The sequence below is a fragment of the Altibacter lentus genome (assembly GCF_000746845.1).
Taxonomy (GTDB): Bacteria; Bacteroidota; Bacteroidia; order Flavobacteriales; family Flavobacteriaceae; genus Altibacter; species Altibacter lentus.
Window position 1 is genome coordinate 1,473,924 of record NZ_KN050846.1, and the last position, 22,525, is coordinate 1,496,448.

Here is a 22,525-nt window from a genome sequence, read left to right on the forward strand (position 1 = left end):
TCTAATATTCGTCATACTCATCCCCAAAATTGAAGGTAAGTCCGAAACGGAGTGTCCCTTCTAAAGGGCTTACTACATTTGAAGTAGAGAAAAGGTACGACAGATCGATGTTAATTGCAGTATACTTAAAGCCGGCACCTAAAGAAAGGAACTTTCTAGATCCTTTTACGTCACTTTCGTTGAAATATCCTGTTCGGAAAGCAAACACATCGTTGTACCAATACTCGGCACCTAAAGCCCAGGTGAATTCTTTCAGTTCTTCGCTAAAGCCGTCGGGAGCATCGTTAAAGGATTTAAAAACTCCTTCAAAGAAACCAATTTGCTCGTACTCTTGGTCATCTTCAGCATCAATATCACCATCACCGTCAAAATCTTGCGGTGTAGGAACAAGTAGTTTATTCAATTCAAGAGACACACCTACCTTATTGTATTCGTCTAAGATAAAGTCGAAACCACCTCCTAATGCAAGATTGGTTGGAAGGTTGTTCTCTTGTCCTGTTTCGTCGTACTTAAGTTTTGGTCCTAAGTTAGAAATATTAAATCCGGCTCTCCATCTTCCGTCAAAATCGTTATAAGCAATTTCCTCACTCTGGTAATATCCTGCAACATCCACAGCAAAGGTGCTTGCCGCACTGGCGTCACCTGAAGTTTGTGAAGGGAATCTCAAATTAGAGTTAATGTAACGTCCTGCAACAGCCATTGAGAAACGCTCACTTAAGCGTAGCGAATAGGATACATCAAACAAGAATTCGTTAGGATTTACGATCAATGGCTCCTGATCTGCCGTTTCACGTAACTCGATTTCTCCGGTACTGAAATATCTCAAGCTTGCCGCTACCGCACTACGCTCGTTGATCCTGTTATAATAGGTAAGATTTCCTAAAAATATGTCATTTACCAATTTGCTAAGGTAGGGTGTATAAGTAACCCCAACCCCTTGCTTTGAAATGGCAAAGGCATATTTTGCCGGGTTCCACTGTTGTGAGAATGCGTCTGCTGACGTTGTTACCCCAATATCTCCTAAACCTGCTGCACGTGCATCGGCTGCTATTAGTATAAAAGGCACCGCTGTGGTGATAACTCGTTGTTCTTCTGTGGAATTGTCTTGTGCTGAAAGGTTACATACTACTAAACCAACCAATATTGGTATCAGAAATTTCTTCATGAGGTATAAATTTTGACAAATATAATTTTTAATATTTAAAGGATAACCAGTTTTTCGAATTTTTCAACCCGCTGATTGGTTAACGTAGATTTCACTGTAATCTTGTATACATAGACTCCTTTTCCAATTTTATCCCCAAAATCATCCAGTCCATTCCATACAATATCACGCGACAGGAACCCATCGGTAGTGACCATTTGATTCTTTGTCCAGACCACTTTTCCGGTAACCGTAAAGACCTGAACCTGTACTTCAAGCGGCTCGAAAGGACGATTGTGATTGAACCAGAATTCGGTATAATTTACAAAAGGGTTTGGATAGTTTAACACCCGAGTAATTTCCAGAGAGTCATCTCCCGCTACTATAAATTGGATCTCGGCTGTAGAACTATTGTTATACACATCCCAAGCCTTAAAGGTTAGGGTATGTAAACCTTCTTCCAAATCCCTGAGTCTATAGGTCGCTTTTCCTTTCGTAAAATCATCGACCTCGGCTTGATAGTATTCATTGACCACAAAAGGATTCGCTTCATCACCATCTAAGATAGCGATCATGTCATGCCCGATACCACTCGCTGTATTGATCCCGTTCTCGTCCTCCAGTTTTGCGATCAATATAGGTGAATCGTTGGTAACCCCACCGGATACAAAACTCTCGTCGTTCATGAACAACCTTATAAGCGGCCCTTCATTATCTTCGGCAGCATTTTCATTTAACCCTCCCACTTGAAGGTCTAAATTATAACCCGTTTGATCGACCAATGCGTTATTTTGTTGAGAATACAAACTAAGACGACCCGTGCCTATAGGTATTTGAGTATCTCGCGGCATTACAAACTCAAATTCGAAGACTCCATTGGTAGCCGTTGCTTGACCGTTGAAAAGGATCTCACCCAAGGTGGTGAAATTCAAAATGAGCAGAGGACCGTTTGGCGGGTTTTCACGCACACCGTCATTCCCTAAGGTCTGCCGTTGAACTTTCTTATCGAAAAGTTTTACCTCCACCACCCCATTATAGTCTGAAAGTAAGGCCCCGGATTCATCCACGACTTCACCCTTCATACGAACGCGTCCCAAGGCTTTAAGTGTATCTGTCGCCTGGCCAATGGGTACTCCGTTCAACTCGGTTAAACGTACTTCCGGAGCCGGAAAAGCCAGATGTAATGCAGGGTCTCCTATGTAAAACACCACACGTCTTAGGTTATTCGATATTCTGTTTTTGGAACGACGTAATGATTCGGCAGGGGTATTATAATCGGTAGTGCCAAATCCGAAGAGTTCGGATGCCAGTTTTTGATTGAACTCCACACCCAATGAAACAAAGATGGACCTTGTAGTTGTGATAAGGCTAATCGCTCCCCCTTCTCGATTCCAGAAGGTAAGTTCTCCCGCCGTGACACGAAATGGATTATCAAACTTTGTGAATTCACAAGTTACGGTAATGATGCAGGGATAGCGATCCTTATTTCTGAGTCCGGTGGCCACTTCCTTCGTATAAATAAATTCTTTTGCCAAGCCGTCCTCACCTCCATGTCCAAAATAATTCACTACCAGCGCTCCTACTTCAATAGCATTCTTGATGGCTTCCTTAACTTCCGGATAGCGATCGCCGCCTGCCGAGCTTTCCTGCTGATAGGCATCACTGTGAATTTTCTTCACATTAATAAATGGTTTCTCAGCGGAGATGGTGTCCCCCAATCGATCGAGGTTCACTTCTAAATCTTCGTACTCATACTCTTCATCCACATCATCTGAGATCAACACAAAGTTAGTACGCCAATTCCCGTAAGAGCTCTTAGAGAGATAATTTTCCACCTTGTCCACCAGCTGATTTGCTACGAGGACCTCATCAGCAATCATTCTTCCCACAGCAATATCCAATTTGTCACGATCGATAAGTCTGTCGTTAGTAAAAGGAATAGGGACTTCTCCACCAATGGTTCCTTCGTTACTATCTAAGTTTCCGAAGTAATCATCACTCATAAATGAATTGGATGAACTTGTGCTTAGAAGCGTATGAAATGTGGGAACAATGTTGTTATTATTAGCAAACCTATTCTTGTAATCCACCGAAGTGTCGCCAAACAGGCACAGATACTTCAACCGTTTATCGGGGGAAGACGCATTCTTGTAGACGTATCGAACAAAGTTTCGAATGGCGGCGATATCTTGTTTCCCAGAATTGAATTCTTCATAAATACGGTCGGTAGTAACCACCTTAACATTTAAGCCGTTGACTGTTTGGTGAAGGTTAGCAAGGCGCAAAGCCGGTTGAATTAAGAAAGGTGCCGTAACGATTATGTAATCTACATCTTTAAAATTCCCGGACCCATCTGAAAAAATCGTCCCTTTTAAGTTTTGATTGGCCACACGAGTCTCACTTCCTTTGCTGGGCGAATAATAATCGTTTGGGTTGATGGCGACATAGTTTCTAAGTTCTCCCATAGCAGCTTTAAAAACGAAAGAAGAACTATTGCCCTCATTTTGTTTTGCTGAAATTGCTTCAGGATTGGTCACATCCCATACTTGTGTAAACTGTGATGCATTCCCAATTTGGTACTCACTAATGCCCGAAAGGGTTCTTACCGAATTATTTTTGAACTGCAATTGACCGTCTACACCCACCAATTGGCGTAAAGCTTCCACGCTTATATAGTCTAAGTACCCGATACTTGATGGATTACCTCCATTATTGTACGTAAGATCAACGGTCACGGTTTCTGACGAAGCAGGAATGACCACTTGATCTGCCATGGTGTCAAAACTGGCAGTAGACAAGTAAAGTGTAGACCCTAATGCCGAAAACATTAAAGGGTTCAGGCTGCTACCATTGATCGTTAAAGCCATTGAGGTGCTGTTTTCTCCCGCCGCGGCCGCTTTTACCTTAATATGAAGTGGCGCTCCGGATACTATATTTGGAAAGGTAAACTCAAACGATTGTTCACTCTCAATATCAAAACGATTACCAAACCAGCGTCGTCCAAGCTTAGAAGGGCTTTCTTCATTTTCCTCAAAAAATTTGTAATCGTGAAATGTAGTGATGGGTGGATTGTTCGCCGGTGCACTTGGCTCTACTAGTGTTTGAACGCGTCTTCCGGGACTTCCATCGGCCGTCACGTAATAATAGGTTTCATCGGCATACGGATTCTCATTGGTATCATTTTGAAGATCATACCCCTTTGTCCCGATTCCATAAAATAGAATATGGTCTCCGGCATCGAAAGAACCATCTTCCTCACCTATTACTTGTATAGCGGTCTCCGGCAGATCAATGGGCTCATTGTCTGCATTTAGTTGCGAAAGCGCCCTCCCACCATGACCGTATATTTTCAAATTCCTGGGATCAATCCCGTCGGTATTCATACCCAGATCGGCCAGAAAACTTTTATCTACTCTATATACGCCGGTTTCTTCGATCTTGAATTTGTACCAATTCCCGGACGCCAACACCGAATTTGTTAAGGGCATTCTATTAACAGAACGGTTCTCACTTCTATAATTATAAGATACCGAAAAGGAGCGGACTTTCCGAAGTCCGCTGTTACCATTGACCACCGGAGAAATTGAAAGCATGGTATAGATAACATCTCCTCCTCTGGAACTTTCAATGGTGTACGTAAGTTCTTTAGGGACTTGCTGCACATCGATCATTTTCAATTCATCGGCCGACAGTGCCTCATATTGAATACCGGTGACAGAAACAGAATTTGGATCTGCAAAACCTGTATCACGCCACTGTTGTTCGTAGTTGAGCCGGGTTTTAGTGACCGTGAGATTTATGGTAGCGATCTGCTCCCTGGCAATAACAGTACCGTTATTTCGTTTTATAGTGTTGACAAAGGAATCTTCTTTTGAAGCTTCCCAATTTATTGTGAAGTTTTTTTGCTGCGCCAGTATACTGAATGGCAGCGCCATAAAAAGCAGTAAAAATAATTTTCTTTTCATCATAAGCAATAACGCTTCAAAGATACACTTAGTATTGTTTTTGTTTTAAACTTTTTTATGCTAACATTTGCACATAATAAATATTGAAGTAGTACGTTACTATCACGGTCGCTTTTAGGCGGTCGAACCTTACAGTGCATTAATGTGTAAAATATTATTGCACTTTTATCGTTAATTGTTATATTGCGAACCCAATTTTTTCATATTTTGAAACTATGAACTTTAGAAAAAACCTAGCATTACAGCTATTTATTGCAGTAATTGCAGTATCACTTTTAGTAAGTTGCAACAAGTCTAGAGACTACAAAAACAGTTCAAGGGCTACCGGTTGGAAAATGAACGCCAAAGAAGGTGGTTTCCAGTACAACCCTAAAGCAAAGGAACAAGAAACCGGCCCCGGTTTGGTCTTTATTGAAGGTGGAACATACACTATGGGAAAAGTGCAGGATGATCCTATGCACGATTGGAACAACACCCCAACACAGCAGCACGTTCAATCTTTCTATATGGACGAGACTGAAGTAACCAACTTGATGTATTTGGAATACTTAGACTGGATCAAAGGAGTATTTCCTCCGGAAGACGAAAACTTTAGAAGAATTTATGAAGGAGCACTGCCCGACACCCTTGTGTGGAGAAACCGTTTGGGTTATAATGAAGTAATGACCAATAATTACCTTCGTCACCCAGCCTATGCCGATTATCCGGTAGTTGGTGTGAGTTGGATCCAGGCCGTAGAGTTCAGCAACTGGAGAACAGATCGCGTGAACGAACTTATCTTGGAAGAAGAGGGAATTACTGCTCGTAATGCCCGATATGATGTAGAACCCGGTCAAACTTTCAACACAGATACCTATCTAAATGCCCCTACCCAAACCTACGGCGGAAGCGATTCTATTACTCGTGGTGGTAAGCGTTCGGAAGCATTGCTGAAAAGAAGTGAAGACAGTACCAACCTGTATATTCAAAGAAAAGACGGATTGCTTTTACCGGATTACCGTCTTCCAACTGAAGCTGAGTGGGAATATGCCGCTTTAGGCCTTGTTGGATTACGTAGTTACAATGTATACAGAGGTAGAAAGAAATATCCATGGGATGGTCAATACACACGTTCCGGTTCCAGAAGAACTCGTGGCGATCAATTGGCAAATTTCAAACAAGGTGATGGTGATTACGGAGGTATTGCAGGATGGAGTGATGACGGAGCTGATATCACTGCGGAAGTAAAGTCCTACGAACCTAATGATTACGGACTCTACGACATGGCCGGAAACGTTGCAGAATGGGTGGCCGATGTATATCGTCCTATTGTTGATGATGAGTTCAACGATTTTAACTATTATCGCGGAAACGTATATACCAAGAATGCCATTGACAAAGATGGAAAGGTAAAGATAATCACCGCAGATTCTATTGTCTATGACACATTGAGTAACGGAAAAATTATAGCAAGAAATCTTCCCGGAGAAATCCTGCAGGTTCCGGTAGACGAAACTGAAACGTACTTAAGAACTAATTTCTCAGACAGTGATAACAGAGATTATCGCGATGGTGATAAACGCTCAACACGATACTATCAGTCGTTCGCAGATGACAGTGAAGGAGAAGAAGAAGATACGAAGCGAATGTACAACTCTCCTAAGCACAAAGTATACGCAGACAGCACCGGTACTTTGGAACGAAAGTACGATGAATCTTCCAGCAGAACCACTTTGATCGACAACGAGGTTCGCGTTTACAAAGGAGGCTCATGGAGAGATCGTGATTATTGGTTAGATCCGGCGCAACGTCGTTATTTCCCTCAGGACATGGCAACCGATTATATCGGATTCAGATGTGCAATGTCGCGTGTAGGATCAAAATCCAAAAAAGGAAAACGTCCAAGAAATTAAGCAATATATATTTTAAAAAGAAAGCCCTTTGAGCATTATGCTCAAAGGGCTTTTTTAGTATTTTTAATCCATGCGAATAGAATCTCTTTACAAAACTTTTTTAAATAGTTCGGGTGTTTGTACAGACACACGTGTCATCACTAAAAAATGCTTGTTCTTTGCGCTTAAAGGCGATAGTTTCAATGGAAACGAGTTTGCTCAAGAAGCTTTGGACAAAGGTGCTTACAAGGTAGTTGTCGATGACATGCGCTATCACAAGAACACAGGCGAGACCATTCTGCACGGAGATGCACTTGCTCTTTTACAAAAACTTGCTGCTTACCACCGTAAGAAACTAGGACTTCCTGTAATTGCACTTACCGGGAGCAATGGTAAGACAACTACCAAAGAACTCATCAATGCTGTCTTATCCCAAAAGTTCAATACCGTGGCTACCAAAGGCAACCTTAACAATCATATTGGTGTACCGCTCACCTTACTTACCATGAATGCATCTACGGAAATTGGTATCGTTGAGATGGGGGCAAACCACAGGAAAGAGATAGCCGCACTCTGCGAGATCGCACAGCCGGATTTCGGGTATATCACAAATTTTGGAAAGGCTCACTTAGAAGGTTTTGGTGGTATCGAAGGAGTAATTAAAGGTAAATCTGAACTCTATCAATACCTCAATGCCCACAAAAAGACGGTCTTTGTGAACGCACAGGATGAAAAACAACTTGAACTCACAAGAAAAATGCGCCGTGTCACCTTTGGCGAATCCGAACAGGACATGACTATTAAATTAAAGGAAGCATCCAATAAACTGGTGGTAGCGTATAATAAACTGAAGATCCAAACCAATCTTATCGGTTCCTATAATTTTCATAATATCGCCGCAGCCATAAGTATGGGGGAACACTTTGGTGTTTCTTCAGAAAAAATAAAACAGGCAATAGAAGCGTATATTCCTACAAATAACAGATCACAACTCATCGCAAAAGGAACCAATACTATTATTATGGATGCCTATAATGCGAACCCTACGAGTATGTTAGCGGCTCTTGAAAACATGAAACAGGCTAAAGGCGCCAATAAAGTGATGTATTTGGGTGATATGTTTGAATTAGGTGATGACGCCCCAACCGAACATCAGTTTATCGCTTCTTATCTGGAACGACATGCATTTGGAGAGGCATACCTCATTGGCAGTAATTTTGCTAAAACAAAGACCACTGCATCGTCTATACATCGTTTTGAAACGTTCGATGCGTTTAAAAAAGCATTCCCGTCAATAAAACCAAAGGACAGCCTCATTCTTATTAAAGCTTCAAGAGGGATGGCCTTAGAGCGAATTCTGGAACTATTACAGTAGAAATGTTTGTCTTCGTAAATAAAAAAATCCATCCTTTTCAGGATGGATTTTTCGTGGGCCATATTGGATTCGAACCAATGACTTCCACGTTGTCGACGTGACACTCTGAACCAACTGAGTTAATGGCCCTCTACAGATCTTCAAAGATATCGAAAATAAAAAATCCCCGAAACATCTTATCCTATAATTTAATTCAAATATTCAGTTATTTAAATACTCTCTGTACGACTGCAAATACAATCACAAGTGCTACGCACTATAGATTTTTATTTTCTCAATTCTCTCGAACTTTCAGTTCGGGAATCTTAGGGATTACCCTGTGATCCCTACAATGAAACCACGACTGCAAATACAATCCCAAGTGCTTCGCACTATAGATTTTTATTTTCTCAATTCCATCGAACTTTCAGTTCGGGAATCTTAGGGATTACCCTGTGATCCCTACAATGAAACCACGACTGCAAATACAATCACAAGTGCTTCGCATTATAGATTTTTATTTTCTCAATTCCCTCGAACTTTCAGTTCGGGAATCTTAGGGATTACGCTGTGATCCCTAAAATGAAACCACGACTGCAAATACAATCCCAAGTGCTTCGCACTATAGATTTTTATTTTCTCAATTCCCTCGAACTTTCAGTTCGGGAATTTTAGGGATTACGCTGTGATCCCTACAATGAAACCACGACTGCAAATACAACCCCAAGTGCTGCGCACTATAGATTTTTATTTTCTCAATTCCCTCGAACTTTCAGTTCGGGAATTTTGAAAACAAAAATCCCGATGAGTTTCTCATCGGGATTGTGCTTGATGTGGGCAATGAGGGATTCGAACCCCCGACCCCCTCGGTGTAAACGAGGTGCTCTGAACCAACTGAGCTAATTGCCCCACTTGTTAGCGGTTGCAAATATAAGTTAGTTTTTATTTCCCGCAAATTAATAATGTGAAAAAAAGTAAAAAATGCAGCATTTTATTCCATCACCTCCAATACGTCTTATAAAGTTACGTTAAAACGCTGTGAGTCCCTCCTTCTATTGCTTTATTTTGCAGCACCCAAAGGACATAAATGCACTTCACGAAGAAACTTAAAAAGCCATTAGGCTATCTAATTAAAGGTATAGGAATCCTTATGCTTTTAGTTAGTCTGTTTGTGGCTACAGTCTATTTTGGAGGGTGGGGCCCTATTCCGTCATCTAAAGAATTACAGGAGTTATCACAATATAAAGCTTCAGAAATATACGATGTCAACGATGAATTGTTGGGTAAATTCTATCTGGCAGATCGTCAACCCATCGCTTTCGACCAAATTCCGCAGCATACTGTCGATGCTTTGATCGCAACCGAGGATGTGCGTTACTACGAACATTCCGGAGTGGATCTAAAAAGTTTCTTAAGGGTCTTTTTCAAAACCATTTTATTGCAAGATGCCAGCAGTGGAGGCGGCAGTACCCTCACCCAGCAACTTTCGAAAAATCTCTTCAGCAGAAAGGACTACGGGTTTTTAACACTCCCGGTGGTGAAGACCAAAGAGATCATTATCGCCCGGCGTTTGGAGCGATTATACAATAAGGAAGAAATTTTGGAGCTGTATTTCAACACTGTACCGTTTAGCGGTAATACCTATGGTATTGAGAGTGCCGCATTAAAATTCTTCAACAAACACACAAAGGAGCTTTCTGTTTCTGAAGCAGCCACGCTTATAGGAACCTTAAAGGCGAGTTCTACCTACGATCCTCGAAATCATCCCGAACGAAGTCGCTCCAGAAGAAATACAGTGCTCTTTCAAATGAAAAAATACGGATTTTTGAGTGACCTATCCTACCAAAAATTCGTTTCAGACTCCCTAAAGCTTAACTACGGTGCTTACGATGAGGAACGGGGTATTGCCACCTATTTTAGAGAAGAAGTGCGGAATCATCTGCTGAAATGGACCGAAGAGCAGTCAAAGTACGGCACAAAACTCAATTTGTATACAAGCGGGTTAAAAATTTACACCACACTTGATAAGACCTTGCAACTGTATGCCGAAGAAGCCGTGACAACGCACATGACGCAACTTCAGAAAAGTTTTGAAAAAGAATACGGAAATACGGCTCCGTGGTTAACGAATAAAAAGATCATCACCGATGCCATCCAAAGATCTTATCATTACAAGCGACTGAAACACCAAGGGTACACAGAGAATGCTATTAGCGATTCTTTGGAGAAACCAAGGAAAATGTGGTGGCGCGGCATTCCCAAAGATTCAACTGTCATGGCCAGTACCGTCGACAGCATTAAACACAGCTTAAAGTTTTTGAATACCGGCATGTTATCGCTGGATCCTGTTTCAGGAGCGATTCGAACATGGGTGGGCGGTGTCGATTTTGAACAATATAAGTTTGATCATATCAGCAAAAGCAAACGACAAGTAGGGTCTACCTTTAAACCTATAGTATATGTAACAGCGCTGGAACAAGGTGTATCGCCCTGCGATTATTTTTCGGCACAGGAAGTAGTATATGAAAATATGGAGGGCTGGTCTCCGTCTAATTCGGGTAATGTGGACGAAAAATATATGAATTACAACATGACAGCCGCCTTAAGTAAATCGATCAATACAGTCTCAGTAAAGATCTTGGAAAAAGCCGGTATTCAAAATACGATCAACATGGCCTCTGCCTTAGGTATTAAAACCAGCTTGCCCGAAGTGCCTTCGTTAGCGTTAGGAACTGCTGAAATATCATTGCTCGAAATGGCAAGTGCCTACACCGCTTTTGCCCATAAAGGCATTGCTGCGACCCCGTACTACTTACGGAAAATTGAGGACAGCCAAGGCACGGTTCTTGCCCAATTCGCGCCGGAAGAAACCGCGACTCCTGTTTTTTCGGAAACCAATCAACAACTCATGATCTCCATGATGCAAGCCGTAGCTACGTCCGGAACAGCACAGCGCTTAAAAAGCACCTATGGCTTACCTAATGATATCGCCGCCAAGACTGGTACGACACAATCGAACAAAGACGCATGGTTTGTTGCACTTACTCCTAACCTGGTGGCTCTTACTTGGGTGGGTCATGATGATCACCGCATTGGGTTTAAAACCACTGCTACGGGACAAGGAGCAAATGCAGCCTTACCCATTGTAGCAGAATTTTTTCAGAAAATAAATAAAGACTCCTCTTTTAACTCAATCTCAAAAGCCCGTTTTGACACTCCTTCTCCTTCTGTTCGTCAATTATTGGATTGCCCGCCGACCAAACGGGATGGATTCTTAAAACGGCTGTTCACTAATCCGGATAAAAAGAAGAAAAAGCGGTTCAAGACCAAAAACTAGCTACACAACTTCGGCGACGGTAAAGGTGCTTCCTCCTATAAAAACAAGGTCCTCGGGCATGGCATTGTTCAGTGCGGCCTGCTGTGCTTCACTCACACTCGCATAGGCCATACCCAACAGTGCATAATTCTTGGCGGCTTCCTCTAAGATTTTTGATGACATACCTCTGGGAACATTGGGAGTGCAAAAATAGTAACGGGCTGTTGTAGGAAAGAGCGGAAGTATACTATCAAGGTCCTTGTCGTTCACGACTCCCAGAACGATATGCATTTGTTGAAAGACTTCCTTTTTTAGTTGTTCGAGTACCAGCCGAATCCCATCTTTGTTATGGGCCGTGTCACAAATGATCTTTGGGCGTGTACCTAGCAATTGCCACCTTCCCATCAAACCGGTATTACGTACCACTCGGCCCATGCCTTTGATAATGGATTCTTCAGAAATGTTCCATCCTTGTTCTTGAAGGATTCTTAACGCAGTGATCACCGTGTGTTTGTTCTTTTGCTGATAGGTCCCCTTAAGATCTGAAGCATAGTCGCGATACGGGATGTCTTCGGCAAAAACTATTGGTGCATTTTTCTCTCCAGCGATCTGCTCGAATACAGTTGTAGTAGCCTCATGTCGTTCCCCGATCACCACAGGTATATTTTTCTTTATTATACCAGCTTTCTCTCCGGCGATCCGTCTCAAGGTGGTTCCCAAGAATTGGGTGTGATCTAAACCAATATTCGTGATTACTGAAACTTCCGGGGTGATTATGTTCGTGCTGTCCCAACGTCCTCCCATCCCTACTTCCACCACAGCAATATCTACTTGTTCGCTTCGGAAGTGATCGAAGGCCAATCCTACCGTCATTTCAAAAAAAGAAAGACTGTGTGACTCAAAGAAGGGTTTGTGTTGTTTTACAAAGGAGGCGACCTTGTGTTTAGGGATCATGGTCCCGTTGATCTTTATGCGTTCGCGAAAGTCCTTGAGATGCGGTGAGGTATAGAGACCTACCTTATATCCTGCTTCCTGCAAGACCGAAGCCAACATGTGACTTGTGGAACCTTTACCATTGGTCCCGGCGACATGAATACTTTTAAAGCTACCTTCTGGGTGATTGAGGTAGTCTGCCAGCTGCAGGGTATTGTCTAAATTGGCTTTATAGGCCGATTGTCCCACGCGCTGGTACATGGGAAGCTGTTCGAACAACCACGCTATGGTCTTAGTATAGTTAATAGGTATACAGGGTTTAGAGGCCCTAAATTTACTCAGAAAGTTTGAATCGGTAGATGATCTTCCCTATCTGTTTTGCCGGAGCTTTATCGTCGGCATTAAACCGTGTGGCCAGGGCTGCCCGCTTCGCCGGTTCCTTAAGACAATCAGAGTTATTGGTCGTACCTCTCACACCGGGAGTTGCACTTATAACTCTTCCGCTTCGGTCTACCTCAATACTTACCACCACAATTCCGGCTTCGTTGCAATCCTGTACAAATTTTTCTTTGTTGAGTGCTTTTCGGCCTCCTAAGAGGTAATTCCCGTCTCCATCCAAACCTTTACCGGTACCGTAATAGCTGCTTGCATTGGGGTCACCATTGGGATCTCCTTTATCCCCGGGCTTATTGTCGTCTCCTTCACCCCCTTTTGCCGTACCCTCGCTCTTTGGACCGTTAATTAGGCTTGAGAGTGCATCGCTGGTCGATTTATCGGGTTTGGGATCGGGTTTTTTTGGCGGTTCCTTTTTAGGCTCGATCTTTTTGGGTGTTTCTTTCTGCTCCTTCTTGGTCTCTTCCTTTTTAATCACGGGTGCGTCCTCGTTATCCTGAGTAACGACTTCCTCCTTGATCTCGGATTTGGGTTGAGCAACCGGTTCCGGCTCGGATCGCTTGGGAGCTGAGTTGATCGCTTCGGTAGGCTGAATGTTTCCGCTGCCCTCATCGGTCGTCCCGAAATTAACCGCAATTCCCTGTTCCAAAGGCGGATCCAAGTAGGTCATCCCTACATAAAAAAGCAGCAAGAGTATGATGAGATGGAGGACCACCGTGATCGTCATGCTCTTTCTTTTATGTTTGGTGTCTAAAAGGCTCAAGGTCTCAAATTTTGATCGTTGAAGTAATTACATTTATTATGCCATTTTTTACTGATAGGGACCGCGTTAAGGATTGAGCTAAGCTACCGTGTAGCAGCGAAAGCCTGACCCTGCCGGCGGCGGGGTAACGCCCTAATTGGGACGAACAGCGAGTACTACCTTAAAATTATTCTTATTGGCGATATCCATGACGAAGACGGCATCTTCGATTGGCACGCCTTCTTCGGCCCGAAGGATGATGGTAGGCTCCTCCTGCCCTGCGAGGGCGTTCTTTAGTTCGGTTTCGATGTTATATTCGGAAACACGTTCTTTATTTACATAATATGCTCCATCTTTCGTGATGCTCACGGAAGCTTTTTGCACATTGGAACTTTTCCCTTTGGCTTTAGGAAGGATAAGATCCAGTGCGTCCGGAGTCACGGCCGGAGACGTGAGCAGGAAGAACACCAGTAACAGGAAAACGATGTCTGTCATGGAACTCATACTGAACTCGGCACTTACTTTATTTCTCCCTCGTAAATTCATTATGCAGGTTCGTTTAACAGGTCTAAGAAATCTACAGCATTCGCTTCCATTTGGTGAACGACCTTATCGGTACGCACGACAATATGGTTGTAACCAATATAGGCGATGATCCCTACAATAAGTCCTGCCACCGTGGTGGTCATGGCTGTATAGATCCCTTCGGCAAGTGTTCCCATTTCTGCTTGTCCGCTACTTGTCGCCAGTTGATGGAAAGCAAGTACCATTCCAATCACCGTTCCTAAGAACCCTATCATGGGTGCCGCTCCGGCGATGGTTGCCAGAATACTTACATTCTTCTCCAGTTTGTAAACTTCCAGGCGTCCGGCATTTTCAATAGCCGTATTGATATCTTCTAAGGGACTTCCAATACGTGAGATCCCCTTTTCGGTAAGACGTGAGACAGGACTATTTTGCTGCGCACACAGTACCTTCGCTGCCTGAATGTTGCCTGTAGCCACATTATCCCGAATTTGATTCATGAAGTTGCTGTCCATTTTAGAAGCTGCCTTGATGGCAAACAAGCGTTCGAAATAGATGTATACTGCAACAAAGAGCAGGACAAAAAGTACTCCTATAATAATTTGTCCTCCAAGGCCTCCATTCATAAGGAGTTCCATGATAGACAGTGTCTTTTCGGTTACTTCAGGTTCCAATTCTTGTAAGGCGGGGTCGACACCCTCCTGAATAAAGAAGTTTAGCATAGATTGTTTTTAATTTAATTGAATAACGTGATATGATACCAGAAATTGTTACACGTGATGAAATATCACCCGCTCGAACAACAAGAATACACCAGCACCGGCAATAAACCCTATAAAGGCCAGCCAAGCTATTTTCTTAAGATACCAAATGAAATCGATCCTTTCCATACCCATAGCGGCAACCCCTGCGGCAGAACCAATGATGAGCATACTTCCTCCGGTACCGGCCGAATACGCAATAAAGTGCCATAGCACCGAATCGGTAGGAGATTCATACATTCCCATAGAAGCTGCTACCAGCGGTACATTATCGATGATTGCGGAGAGGATACCCAAAAGGATCACAACCACATCCTGATTAGGAATTGCAGCTTGCAGTACTTCTGCCAGATAGCGAAGGGTTCCCACGGCTTCCCCGTCTACCACTCCGTACACCATAGTTTCCAAACCTGCCACGGCCAATAAGATCCCCAGGAAGAACAATATACTTGAGATTTCGATTCGGGAAAGTGCTTTATGTGCCGAATAAAGATGTCTGCGTTCTTTGCTGAAATCCTCTTCGGGATGGATGTATTCTGAAACCAACCAAACGACACCCAAGGCCAACATCATTCCTATATATGGTGGCAAGTGTGTAAGTGTTTTAAAGATCGGCACTGAAACGATCATCCCAAGCCCTAGGAAAAGCATCGTGCGACTGCTTAACAGCCTTCCGGCTTCTTCATCCTCGGGACTATCATCTACTTCAATATATCCTTTAAAGGGTTTTAGGTAGCTTGCAATCCAGAATGGCAGCACAAAGCATACAATGGATGGCAGCACGACGAACTCAATAAGTCCGGCAGCCGTTACCTTATTGGCGATCCATAACATGGTGGTGGTAACATCTCCAATAGGTGACCAGGCACCTCCGGCATTGGCAGCGATCACTACCATGGCCGCATACCAGATACGGTCTTCCTTTACATGAATAAGTTTACGAAGTAAGGTAACCAATACGATGGTGGCGGTTAGGTTATCGATAATAGCCGATAGTATAAAAGCTAACACCCCAATGATCCAAAGGAGTCTGCGTTTACTCTTTGTCTTCACGGCAGATTTCAACACCTCAAATCCGCGGTGCAGGTCGATGATCTCTACGATGGTCATCGCTCCAATCAAGAAGATCAGGATCTCTGCGGTTTTTCCAAGGTGGTGCAACAAGGTGCCGTTAAAACCTTCGGCAGCCACTTCGCCGCCACTTAAGAAATTAAAGGCCTCCTCCTCTGTGTTGATCACATCGAACCACCCACTGTGAAATCCAATGGCGAGTACCGCCCAAATAAGGGCCGCCATGATCAAGGCCGGCACTGTTTTATCAAGTTTTAAAGGATGCTCCAGGGTGATGGAGAGATAGCCAATTACAAAAATTAAAATGATGATTGATTCCATAGCGAGTGAGATTGTGGCGTACCACTTTCTAAATTAGTTGATTCAAAGCAATTTCAAAAGCTGTTTTGCTGATGTTTGTTTTTGTACTGTTATTATCGAATGTATTTCTAATGGCATTCTTGATGGTCATTGAGGTATCATTAAAAATAGCCTCATCGGTCATTTGCACCTTGCGTTCCATGAAGTATGCGAACACCCGTGCCATACCGCAGTTACTAATAAAATCCGGGATAAGACTTACCCGTTCGTCTGTAAATTCCATGATTGGTCCGAAGAAAATCTCTTTATCGGCAAAAGGCACATTGGCACCACAGCTTATTACTTCCAGACCGGATTCGATCATGGTGGCGATCTGTTGCTTGGTGATCAATCGGGAAGCGGCACAAGGGGCGAATATCTCACATTCCAAAGACCATATTTTTTCATTGATCTCATTAAAGGGGATCATGTTGGCGGTCTTCAACGTATTTCCGTCCTTTTGGAGAAACAATTGTTTTATTTCTTCAAAAGTAAACCCTTCCTTTTTTATGATACCCCCGGCTCGATCGATGATGCCCACTACTTTGGCACCCATCTGGGCCAAATAATAGGCTGCGGCAGCACCCACATTCCCGAAGCCTTGAACCACAGCACGTTTTCCTTCTACATTTCCACCGTAGATGTCGTAATAATGGCGCACCGCTTCGGCAACACCATAGCCTGTGATCATATCGGCTACGGTATATTTACGTGAAATATCCGGAGAGTAATTTATATTTTCCAATACTTTAATCACTCCTTGACGCAATTGTCCAATACGATTGATCTTATCTGCTTCGGTAGGTGAGAAATGCCCGTTGAAAACACCTTCCTGAGGATGCCAGACCCCACTTTCCTCGGTAATAGGAATCACTTCATGGATTTCATCCACATTAAGGTCGCCGCCGGTTCCGTAGTATGCTTTCAGCAAAGGGGAAACAGCTTTGTACCAGCGTTCCAGCACACCTTTCTTTCTAGGGTCATGCGGATCGAAGTTAATACCCGATTTTGCGCCCCCAATGGCTGGTCCGGATACGGTAAATTTCACCTCCATGGTTTTTGCCAAGGACAGCACCTCGTTCATGTCAAGTCCTTCCCGCATACGTGTTCCGCCTCCGGCAGCACCACCGCGCAGCGAATTTATTACTGTCCAGCCTTCGGCTTCAGTCTCTGGGTCATTCCAATGAAAAACAATCTCGGGTTCCTTATTCTCGTACTTAGTAAGTAGCTCCTTCATTCAATGGGTAAGTTAAGAGGCAAATATAAAAAAATGCAATAGGCTTTGTATTATTTTAAGTTTATTTTAAACCAAGGAAGTGAATTATTTACGCACAGGTGAATCCGTACGTTCCCATAGTTTATCGGTGGTCAATTTAAAACTGCCTAAATGCTTAAAATTGCATTCGGAAGGTGCAATGATGGAGAGAAATGGCTCCTCTCCTTTATTGGCATAGAGATACTGCTCTCCTACCACAGGCTCAAAACTGAATTTTGCTCGATAGATCAAATTGTTATATTCAAACTGGTCCATCATCTCTTGGTAGCTTGCTTTAATCGCTTCGAACTGCGTCTTAAAATGATGGTTCACCTTTTTAACGTTCGCATTCTTCCAAGTAGTTACGTCTTCCATCACTATCGCCGGTGCTCCCACATTGGTCGCATAAGGCTTGATCCCGGCTTCGTACGAATTTGTTTCTTCGTTGAATACCACCTGATCGGGTTTTTTCGTTTTTTCCTTTTCCATCCTCTATTTAAATATAATCCCTGAAGAGTGGTCCTTGGCCGCTCCTGTAACACTGGCGAGACAATTGATATCTTCTCTAAGCCGCAACACTCCCAGAAGCCCAAAAATAATAGCTTCTTTAAACTCAACAAGTGTATTTTCAGGAATCTTAACATTTAAAGCCGCATGGGACAGCAATCTTTCGATCAAAAATTGGTTGTAGGCACCTCCTCCTGTTATAAGGACGGTACTTTTTTCTGAAAACTGAGCCGCAAGTTGCATGGCTATATGCTCTGTCATGGTTCGCAAAATGGTCCTTGGCGTTGCTTCTGAAGCAGCTAGCACAGGGAATATGTGTTGCCGTACCCATTCAATTCCCAGTGATTTAGGTGCCGACCGTTTATAGTATTCCAGTGCATTGAGCGTATCGAGCAATTCGCGATCCAACGTTCCTGAAGCCGCCAGCATGCCTCCCGCATCGTACGCTTGTCCTTCCATTTCGGCATATCGGTTCAGCACAATGTTCACGGGGCATATATCGTACGCAGCTCTTTCTTTATCGCGTTCACAAGAAACGTTTGCAAAGCCGCCCAGGTTCAAGCAGTAGTCGTACTCTGAAAAAAGCAATCGATCGCCTACGGGAACCAGAGGTGCGCCTTGTCCGCCCAAAGCGACATCCTGCACCCTAAAGTCACAGACAACCGTTTGTTGTAATTCTTGCGCCAGTTTCGGGAGATTGCCAATTTGTAAAGTAAGCCCTTGTTCCGGTTGATGCAGAATGGTATGACCGTGACTACACACCGCATCCAGACCTGAAATATCATGTTTTTTGATGAAGCGGTTTATGACTTCTGAAAGGTACCGGGTATAGTCCTCGTTCAACTGAAGCAATCGTGCTTCAGAATACGCAACAGCCTTTTGCAGGCGCTTTTTCCAGCCTTCGGGATAAGGAACTGTCTCAGCCTCCCCCAGCGTATACGCCCAAGTACCATCCTTTTTCAGAAAAAAAGATACTTCAGCAAGATCCATCCCATCCAGCGATGTGCCGCTCATAACTCCCAATACGTGATACAGCTCCTTTTTCAATTTCTAAATTTTTCAATAAAAGTACCATTCAAAACTCATAAATACCAATCCTTTGTAATCAAAAGCATTTTGCAAGCGTCATTTGCCTTTAAATTGGTATTTATCATTTGAGTTTTCCTTTTTTAAAGGTATCTTTGCAGCTCTTTTTTATAAATAGATAACTCGTTTAGCACTATGGATTTCAGTCTTTCCGAAGAACATTTAATGATACGCGACGCAGCTCGTGATTTTGCCAAAACCGAATTATTACCCGGGGTGATCGAGCGTGATACGCATCAAAAATTTCCACATGAACAGGTAAAGAAAATGGGGGAATTAGGATTTCTGGGAATGATGGTAGATCCAAAATACGGCGGTGGCGGTATGGACACTGTTTCCTATGTACTCGCCATGGAAGAGTTAAGCAAAGTCGATGCTTCTGCATCGGTTATTGTTTCGGTGAACAATTCGTTGGTGTGTTACGGTCTTCAGGCCTACGGTTCGGAAGAGCAAAAACAAAAATACCTTACCAAACTTGCAACGGGTGAATCTATCGGTGCTTTTTGTTTAAGTGAACCCGAAGCCGGAAGTGATGCTACTTCGCAAAAAACAACCGCTATTGACAAAGGAGATCACTACGTCTTGAACGGTACTAAGAACTGGATCACGAATGGCGGTACGGCAGACTATTACCTTGTAATTGCACAGACCGACAAGGAAAAAGGACATAAAGGGATCAATGCCCTTATTATTGAAAAAGGCTGGGATGGTTTTGAGATCGGCCCAAAAGAAGATAAGTTAGGAATTCGAGGAAGCGACACCCACTCATTGATCTTCAATGACGTTAAAGTCCCTAAGGAAAACAGGATAGGAGAAGATGGCTTCGGATTTAAGTTTGCAATGAAGACACTTAGTGGCGGCCGAATTGGCATCGCTGCGCAAGCACTGGGGATCGCCTCCGGTGCCTATGAACTGGCTCGAGAATACTCCAAAGTACGTAAGGCTTTCGGGACCGAGATCTGCAACCATCAGGCCATAGCATTTAAACTTGCCGATATGCATACGTCTATTACTGCGGCGCGTCATTTGGTCATGAAAGCGGCCTGGGACAAAGACCAAGGAAACAACTACGACATGAGTGGTGCAATGGCAAAACTATATGCTTCGCAGGTAGCGATGGATGTGACGGTTGAAGCGGTGCAGGTGCACGGCGGTAACGGTTATGTGAAAGAATACCATGTGGAGCGTATGATGCGGGATGCTAAGATCACTCAGATCTATGAGGGCACGAGTGAAATACAAAAGATCGTTATATCAAGAGGATTGCTTAGAGATTAAGGCGATGTAAACGTACGCTGAGTCAAGCTCAGTGTGACCAACAGAAAAAGCCGTTGTCTATTTGACGTAAGCAGCAATTACAAAAAGAAATCCCAGACCAATCCGAAGCGGATTACCGGATCACGATACGGGTATCCCGGAGCCGAAAAATAATCATTTTTATTAGTGAACAAGGCATTAACGTGTTCATACTTAAAGTAGATTCGTGTTTGGCGTATCTTCGCATTGAAGAAAAGATCCACTAAAGGAAAACCTCCCAGTTCCTCATTGTTCTGAACATAAAATTCGGCCAATACAGGATCGTAGCCGTTCATGTTATAGCTCGTAAAATACTTAAAAGTGACCCCCGTTTGCAAAAATAGTGCACGCTTGAACCAATGGTCCTGGTAGTATAACGAATTGCGTGTAACGAATTGAGGAATGTTGAAAACCTCGTCACCACCAACCGCTTCTTGATATAACAAAGTGTTCATCAAAGCAAATTTCCCATACGTAAACGCTCGTTCTACCTTCACTTTTAAATAATCCACCCGCTCACCATATTGCTGGGGTGTAGGCGTAGAATCGTTGGGTTGAATCTTGAAATAAGTATAATCATCAATTCCTGTATAGCTCACAGAAGCATCTGCCCATTTCTTAGATTGAAGTTCGAACTTTAACTCCTGTGTTTTTACATTGTCAAAATTGTTCTGCCAATTGTAATTGACATAATCGCTTTGATTAAGAAGAAAGTTAAAATTGGGTGCTACGGAATGGATAGTGATGGAGGCTTCGGCCTTATTCTCTTTGTCGAATGCGAACGATGCCGCCCCGCTTAGGTAATTACCGTCAAAATCCCCGGAAACATTGATCGCTCCCTTTCCGTGGAGCTCAAATCCGCGATATTGCTTTTTATAGACAGCTCCCGCTTCGACGATCGATCCTTTTAAGCGGTTCGTTATAATTCCATCGTCGAGTATGAGTAAAGCGTTGTATCCATAGTTGTAATCGGTATAACCCACAAAACCCGTTAAACTTCCCAATACCGAGTTGTCGAAGCGCGCCCATGCCTTGGCTTGAAAATCCTCCAGTTTTACTTTGGTTTTCAAATTGGTACTGTTGTACGCTTCACCAAATCCCAAGTAAGCCGTTCCTTGCTTATACTGGTAGAACTTGTCCTCGTACATGATGCTTGTCCCCAGCGTTACTATTGAATAATCAAGACTGTCTTTTTTTGAGATAAGATCATACTCCTGGTCACCATAGAACCGAAGTCCTTCCAATTTATTTTCTCCGTCCTCGAAAAGCACATCCAATCGTCCTCTATCCTCAAACTGGGGGTCGTCATTTTGAAACAATACAATAGAGTTTGGTGTGAGACCACCATTCTCTTCATTTAAAATATCTTGCGCAGCCACATGTGTACGAAGGCGATACCTTTTGTCTTTGGTGTAATAATTTGTAGTAAACCTAAAATTTCCTGTACTTGTTAAAATATTCTGGTAATTTCCCAACGAGCGCACGCCTTTGTACGCGATGGAAAAATTAAACTGTTCAGAAGTGTTTACCGTAAAAAATGCATCCAACTGCTGCCCTTGCTCGAATGCCGTTTTAAAGTACAGTTCCGTTAAGGGTGTAGGGACATGGTAATAGGACATGTCGGTCACCTCCATATAATTGTAATGATGTGATTGGGCTGCGAATAGCGGTTTTAAATGGGTTGAATTGAAATTATACGCCAGGCGATTGTAGGTTTGTCCTACATTAGAAAACGGCACCAGTTCGAATGTGTCTTCCCTTAAGTAATTGAATTTATATTCCTTCTGAATAGAGAGCGTCGTATCCACATAGGTTGTATCACGATCTGCTGAAATGATCCGGTAGAGATCGATTGGCGGTTTTTCGACCGGATCTGAAGGCGTCGTTTGAGAATACACTGATGCCGAAGCACCTAACAAAAGTAATAGCAAAAGTGTTGATCTCATGTATTGTTTTCTTTCATAGCA

At 43.2% G+C, this 22,525-nt stretch carries 15 protein-coding genes and 2 tRNA genes; 4 read left to right on the forward strand and 13 right to left on the reverse strand.

Going from position 1 to position 22,525, the window contains the following annotated elements; all coding sequences use genetic code 11:
- Position 1: 1 nt before the first annotated feature.
- Both porV and porU read right to left on the reverse strand, forming a co-directional pair.
- Complete coding sequence (gene porV / locus JS40_RS06940) at positions 2–1,165, reverse strand: type IX secretion system outer membrane channel protein PorV (protein WP_034259384.1); 1,164 nt, start codon at positions 1,163–1,165, stop codon at positions 2–4.
- A 35-nt stretch (positions 1,166–1,200) separates the two neighbouring features.
- Positions 1,201–5,109 carry a type IX secretion system sortase PorU gene (porU, locus tag JS40_RS06945; protein ID WP_034259385.1) on the reverse strand — a complete coding sequence of 1,303 codons (3,909 nt, stop codon included), beginning with the start codon at positions 5,107–5,109 and terminating at the stop codon, positions 1,201–1,203.
- 215 nt (positions 5,110–5,324) lie between these two features.
- On the opposite strand from porU, the gene gldJ reads away from it, so the two are divergent.
- Both gldJ and JS40_RS06955 read left to right on the forward strand, forming a co-directional pair.
- Positions 5,325–7,001, forward strand: coding sequence for a gliding motility lipoprotein GldJ (gldJ, locus tag JS40_RS06950; protein WP_034259387.1), 1,677 nt, complete (start codon positions 5,325–5,327; stop codon positions 6,999–7,001).
- A 70-nt stretch (positions 7,002–7,071) separates the two neighbouring features.
- On the forward strand, positions 7,072–8,355 hold the full coding sequence (locus JS40_RS06955) for a UDP-N-acetylmuramoyl-tripeptide--D-alanyl-D-alanine ligase (protein WP_034259389.1): 1,284 nt from the start codon (positions 7,072–7,074) through the stop codon (positions 8,353–8,355).
- 54 nt (positions 8,356–8,409) lie between these two features.
- Here the strand turns inward: JS40_RS06955 and JS40_RS06960 are convergent.
- A tRNA-Val gene (locus JS40_RS06960) sits at positions 8,410–8,484 on the reverse strand.
- A 684-nt stretch (positions 8,485–9,168) separates the two neighbouring features.
- Positions 9,169–9,243, reverse strand: a tRNA-Val gene (locus JS40_RS06965).
- A gap of 241 nt (positions 9,244–9,484) precedes the next feature.
- On the opposite strand from JS40_RS06965, the gene JS40_RS06970 reads away from it, so the two are divergent.
- The gene (locus JS40_RS06970) at positions 9,485–11,671 is read left to right on the forward strand and encodes a transglycosylase domain-containing protein (RefSeq protein ID WP_233273947.1); all 2,187 of its coding nucleotides are present in this window, start codon (positions 9,485–9,487) and stop codon (positions 11,669–11,671) included.
- On the opposite strand, the gene JS40_RS06975 is transcribed toward JS40_RS06970, so the two are convergent.
- From JS40_RS06975 to JS40_RS07010, 8 genes are all read right to left on the reverse strand, one after another.
- Complete coding sequence (locus tag JS40_RS06975) at positions 11,672–12,889, reverse strand: bifunctional folylpolyglutamate synthase/dihydrofolate synthase (RefSeq protein ID WP_034259393.1); 1,218 nt, start codon at positions 12,887–12,889, stop codon at positions 11,672–11,674.
- A gap of 28 nt (positions 12,890–12,917) precedes the next feature.
- Positions 12,918–13,739, reverse strand: coding sequence for an energy transducer TonB (locus tag JS40_RS06980; protein ID WP_034259395.1), 822 nt, complete (start codon positions 13,737–13,739; stop codon positions 12,918–12,920).
- Positions 13,740–13,871: 132 nt separating this feature from the next.
- The gene (locus JS40_RS06985) at positions 13,872–14,264 is read right to left on the reverse strand and encodes an ExbD/TolR family protein (protein ID WP_034259396.1); all 393 of its coding nucleotides are present in this window, start codon (positions 14,262–14,264) and stop codon (positions 13,872–13,874) included.
- Positions 14,264–14,965 carry a MotA/TolQ/ExbB proton channel family protein gene (locus JS40_RS06990; protein WP_034259398.1) on the reverse strand — a complete coding sequence of 234 codons (702 nt, stop codon included), beginning with the start codon at positions 14,963–14,965 and terminating at the stop codon, positions 14,264–14,266. Before JS40_RS06990 ends, JS40_RS06985 begins: the two co-directional genes overlap by 1 nt.
- Positions 14,966–15,013: 48 nt before the next feature.
- The gene (gene nhaD / locus JS40_RS06995; protein ID WP_034259399.1) at positions 15,014–16,396 is read right to left on the reverse strand and encodes a sodium:proton antiporter NhaD; all 1,383 of its coding nucleotides are present in this window, start codon (positions 16,394–16,396) and stop codon (positions 15,014–15,016) included.
- Between the two features lie 28 nt (positions 16,397–16,424).
- Positions 16,425–17,651 (reverse strand): Glu/Leu/Phe/Val dehydrogenase dimerization domain-containing protein, encoded by a 1,227-nt coding sequence (locus tag JS40_RS07000; RefSeq protein WP_034259400.1) that lies wholly within the window; start codon positions 17,649–17,651, stop codon positions 16,425–16,427.
- Between the two features lie 84 nt (positions 17,652–17,735).
- The gene (locus tag JS40_RS07005; RefSeq protein ID WP_034259402.1) at positions 17,736–18,158 is read right to left on the reverse strand and encodes a DUF2452 domain-containing protein; all 423 of its coding nucleotides are present in this window, start codon (positions 18,156–18,158) and stop codon (positions 17,736–17,738) included.
- A gap of 3 nt (positions 18,159–18,161) precedes the next feature.
- A complete protein-coding gene (locus JS40_RS07010) occupies positions 18,162–19,223 on the reverse strand; it encodes an anhydro-N-acetylmuramic acid kinase (RefSeq protein ID WP_034259403.1) in 1,062 nt (353 codons plus the stop codon).
- A 174-nt stretch (positions 19,224–19,397) separates the two neighbouring features.
- On the opposite strand from JS40_RS07010, the gene JS40_RS07015 reads away from it, so the two are divergent.
- Positions 19,398–20,540, forward strand: a complete 1,143-nt coding sequence (locus JS40_RS07015) for an acyl-CoA dehydrogenase (protein ID WP_034259404.1) — start codon at positions 19,398–19,400, stop codon at positions 20,538–20,540.
- A 77-nt stretch (positions 20,541–20,617) separates the two neighbouring features.
- Here the strand turns inward: JS40_RS07015 and JS40_RS07020 are convergent, their stop codons facing one another.
- Positions 20,618–22,504, reverse strand: coding sequence for a putative porin (locus tag JS40_RS07020; RefSeq protein ID WP_034259405.1), 1,887 nt, complete (start codon positions 22,502–22,504; stop codon positions 20,618–20,620).
- Positions 22,505–22,525 lie beyond the last annotated feature (21 nt).

Bases quoted from the DNA above. Each gene is read 5' to 3' on its own strand.
- JS40_RS07015 (WP_034259404.1), top strand. From the start codon at position 19,398: ATGGATTTCAGTCTTTCCGAAGAACATTTAATGATACGCGACGCAGCT.
- JS40_RS07020 (WP_034259405.1), bottom strand. From the start codon at position 22,504: ATGAGATCAACACTTTTGCTATTACTTTTGTTAGGTGCTTCGGCATCA.
- JS40_RS07005 (WP_034259402.1), bottom strand. From the start codon at position 18,158: ATGGAAAAGGAAAAAACGAAAAAACCCGATCAGGTGGTATTCAACGAA.
- JS40_RS07000 (WP_034259400.1), bottom strand. From the start codon at position 17,651: ATGAAGGAGCTACTTACTAAGTACGAGAATAAGGAACCCGAGATTGTT.
- gldJ (WP_034259387.1), top strand. From the start codon at position 5,325: ATGAACTTTAGAAAAAACCTAGCATTACAGCTATTTATTGCAGTAATT.
- JS40_RS06990 (WP_034259398.1), bottom strand. From the start codon at position 14,965: ATGCTAAACTTCTTTATTCAGGAGGGTGTCGACCCCGCCTTACAAGAA.
- JS40_RS06970 (WP_233273947.1), top strand. From the start codon at position 9,485: ATGCTTTTAGTTAGTCTGTTTGTGGCTACAGTCTATTTTGGAGGGTGG.
- JS40_RS06985 (WP_034259396.1), bottom strand. From the start codon at position 14,264: ATGAATTTACGAGGGAGAAATAAAGTAAGTGCCGAGTTCAGTATGAGT.
- nhaD (WP_034259399.1), bottom strand. From the start codon at position 16,396: ATGGAATCAATCATCATTTTAATTTTTGTAATTGGCTATCTCTCCATC.
- porV (WP_034259384.1), bottom strand. From the start codon at position 1,165: ATGAAGAAATTTCTGATACCAATATTGGTTGGTTTAGTAGTATGTAAC.
- JS40_RS06955 (WP_034259389.1), top strand. From the start codon at position 7,072: ATGCGAATAGAATCTCTTTACAAAACTTTTTTAAATAGTTCGGGTGTT.
- porU (WP_034259385.1), bottom strand. From the start codon at position 5,109: ATGAAAAGAAAATTATTTTTACTGCTTTTTATGGCGCTGCCATTCAGT.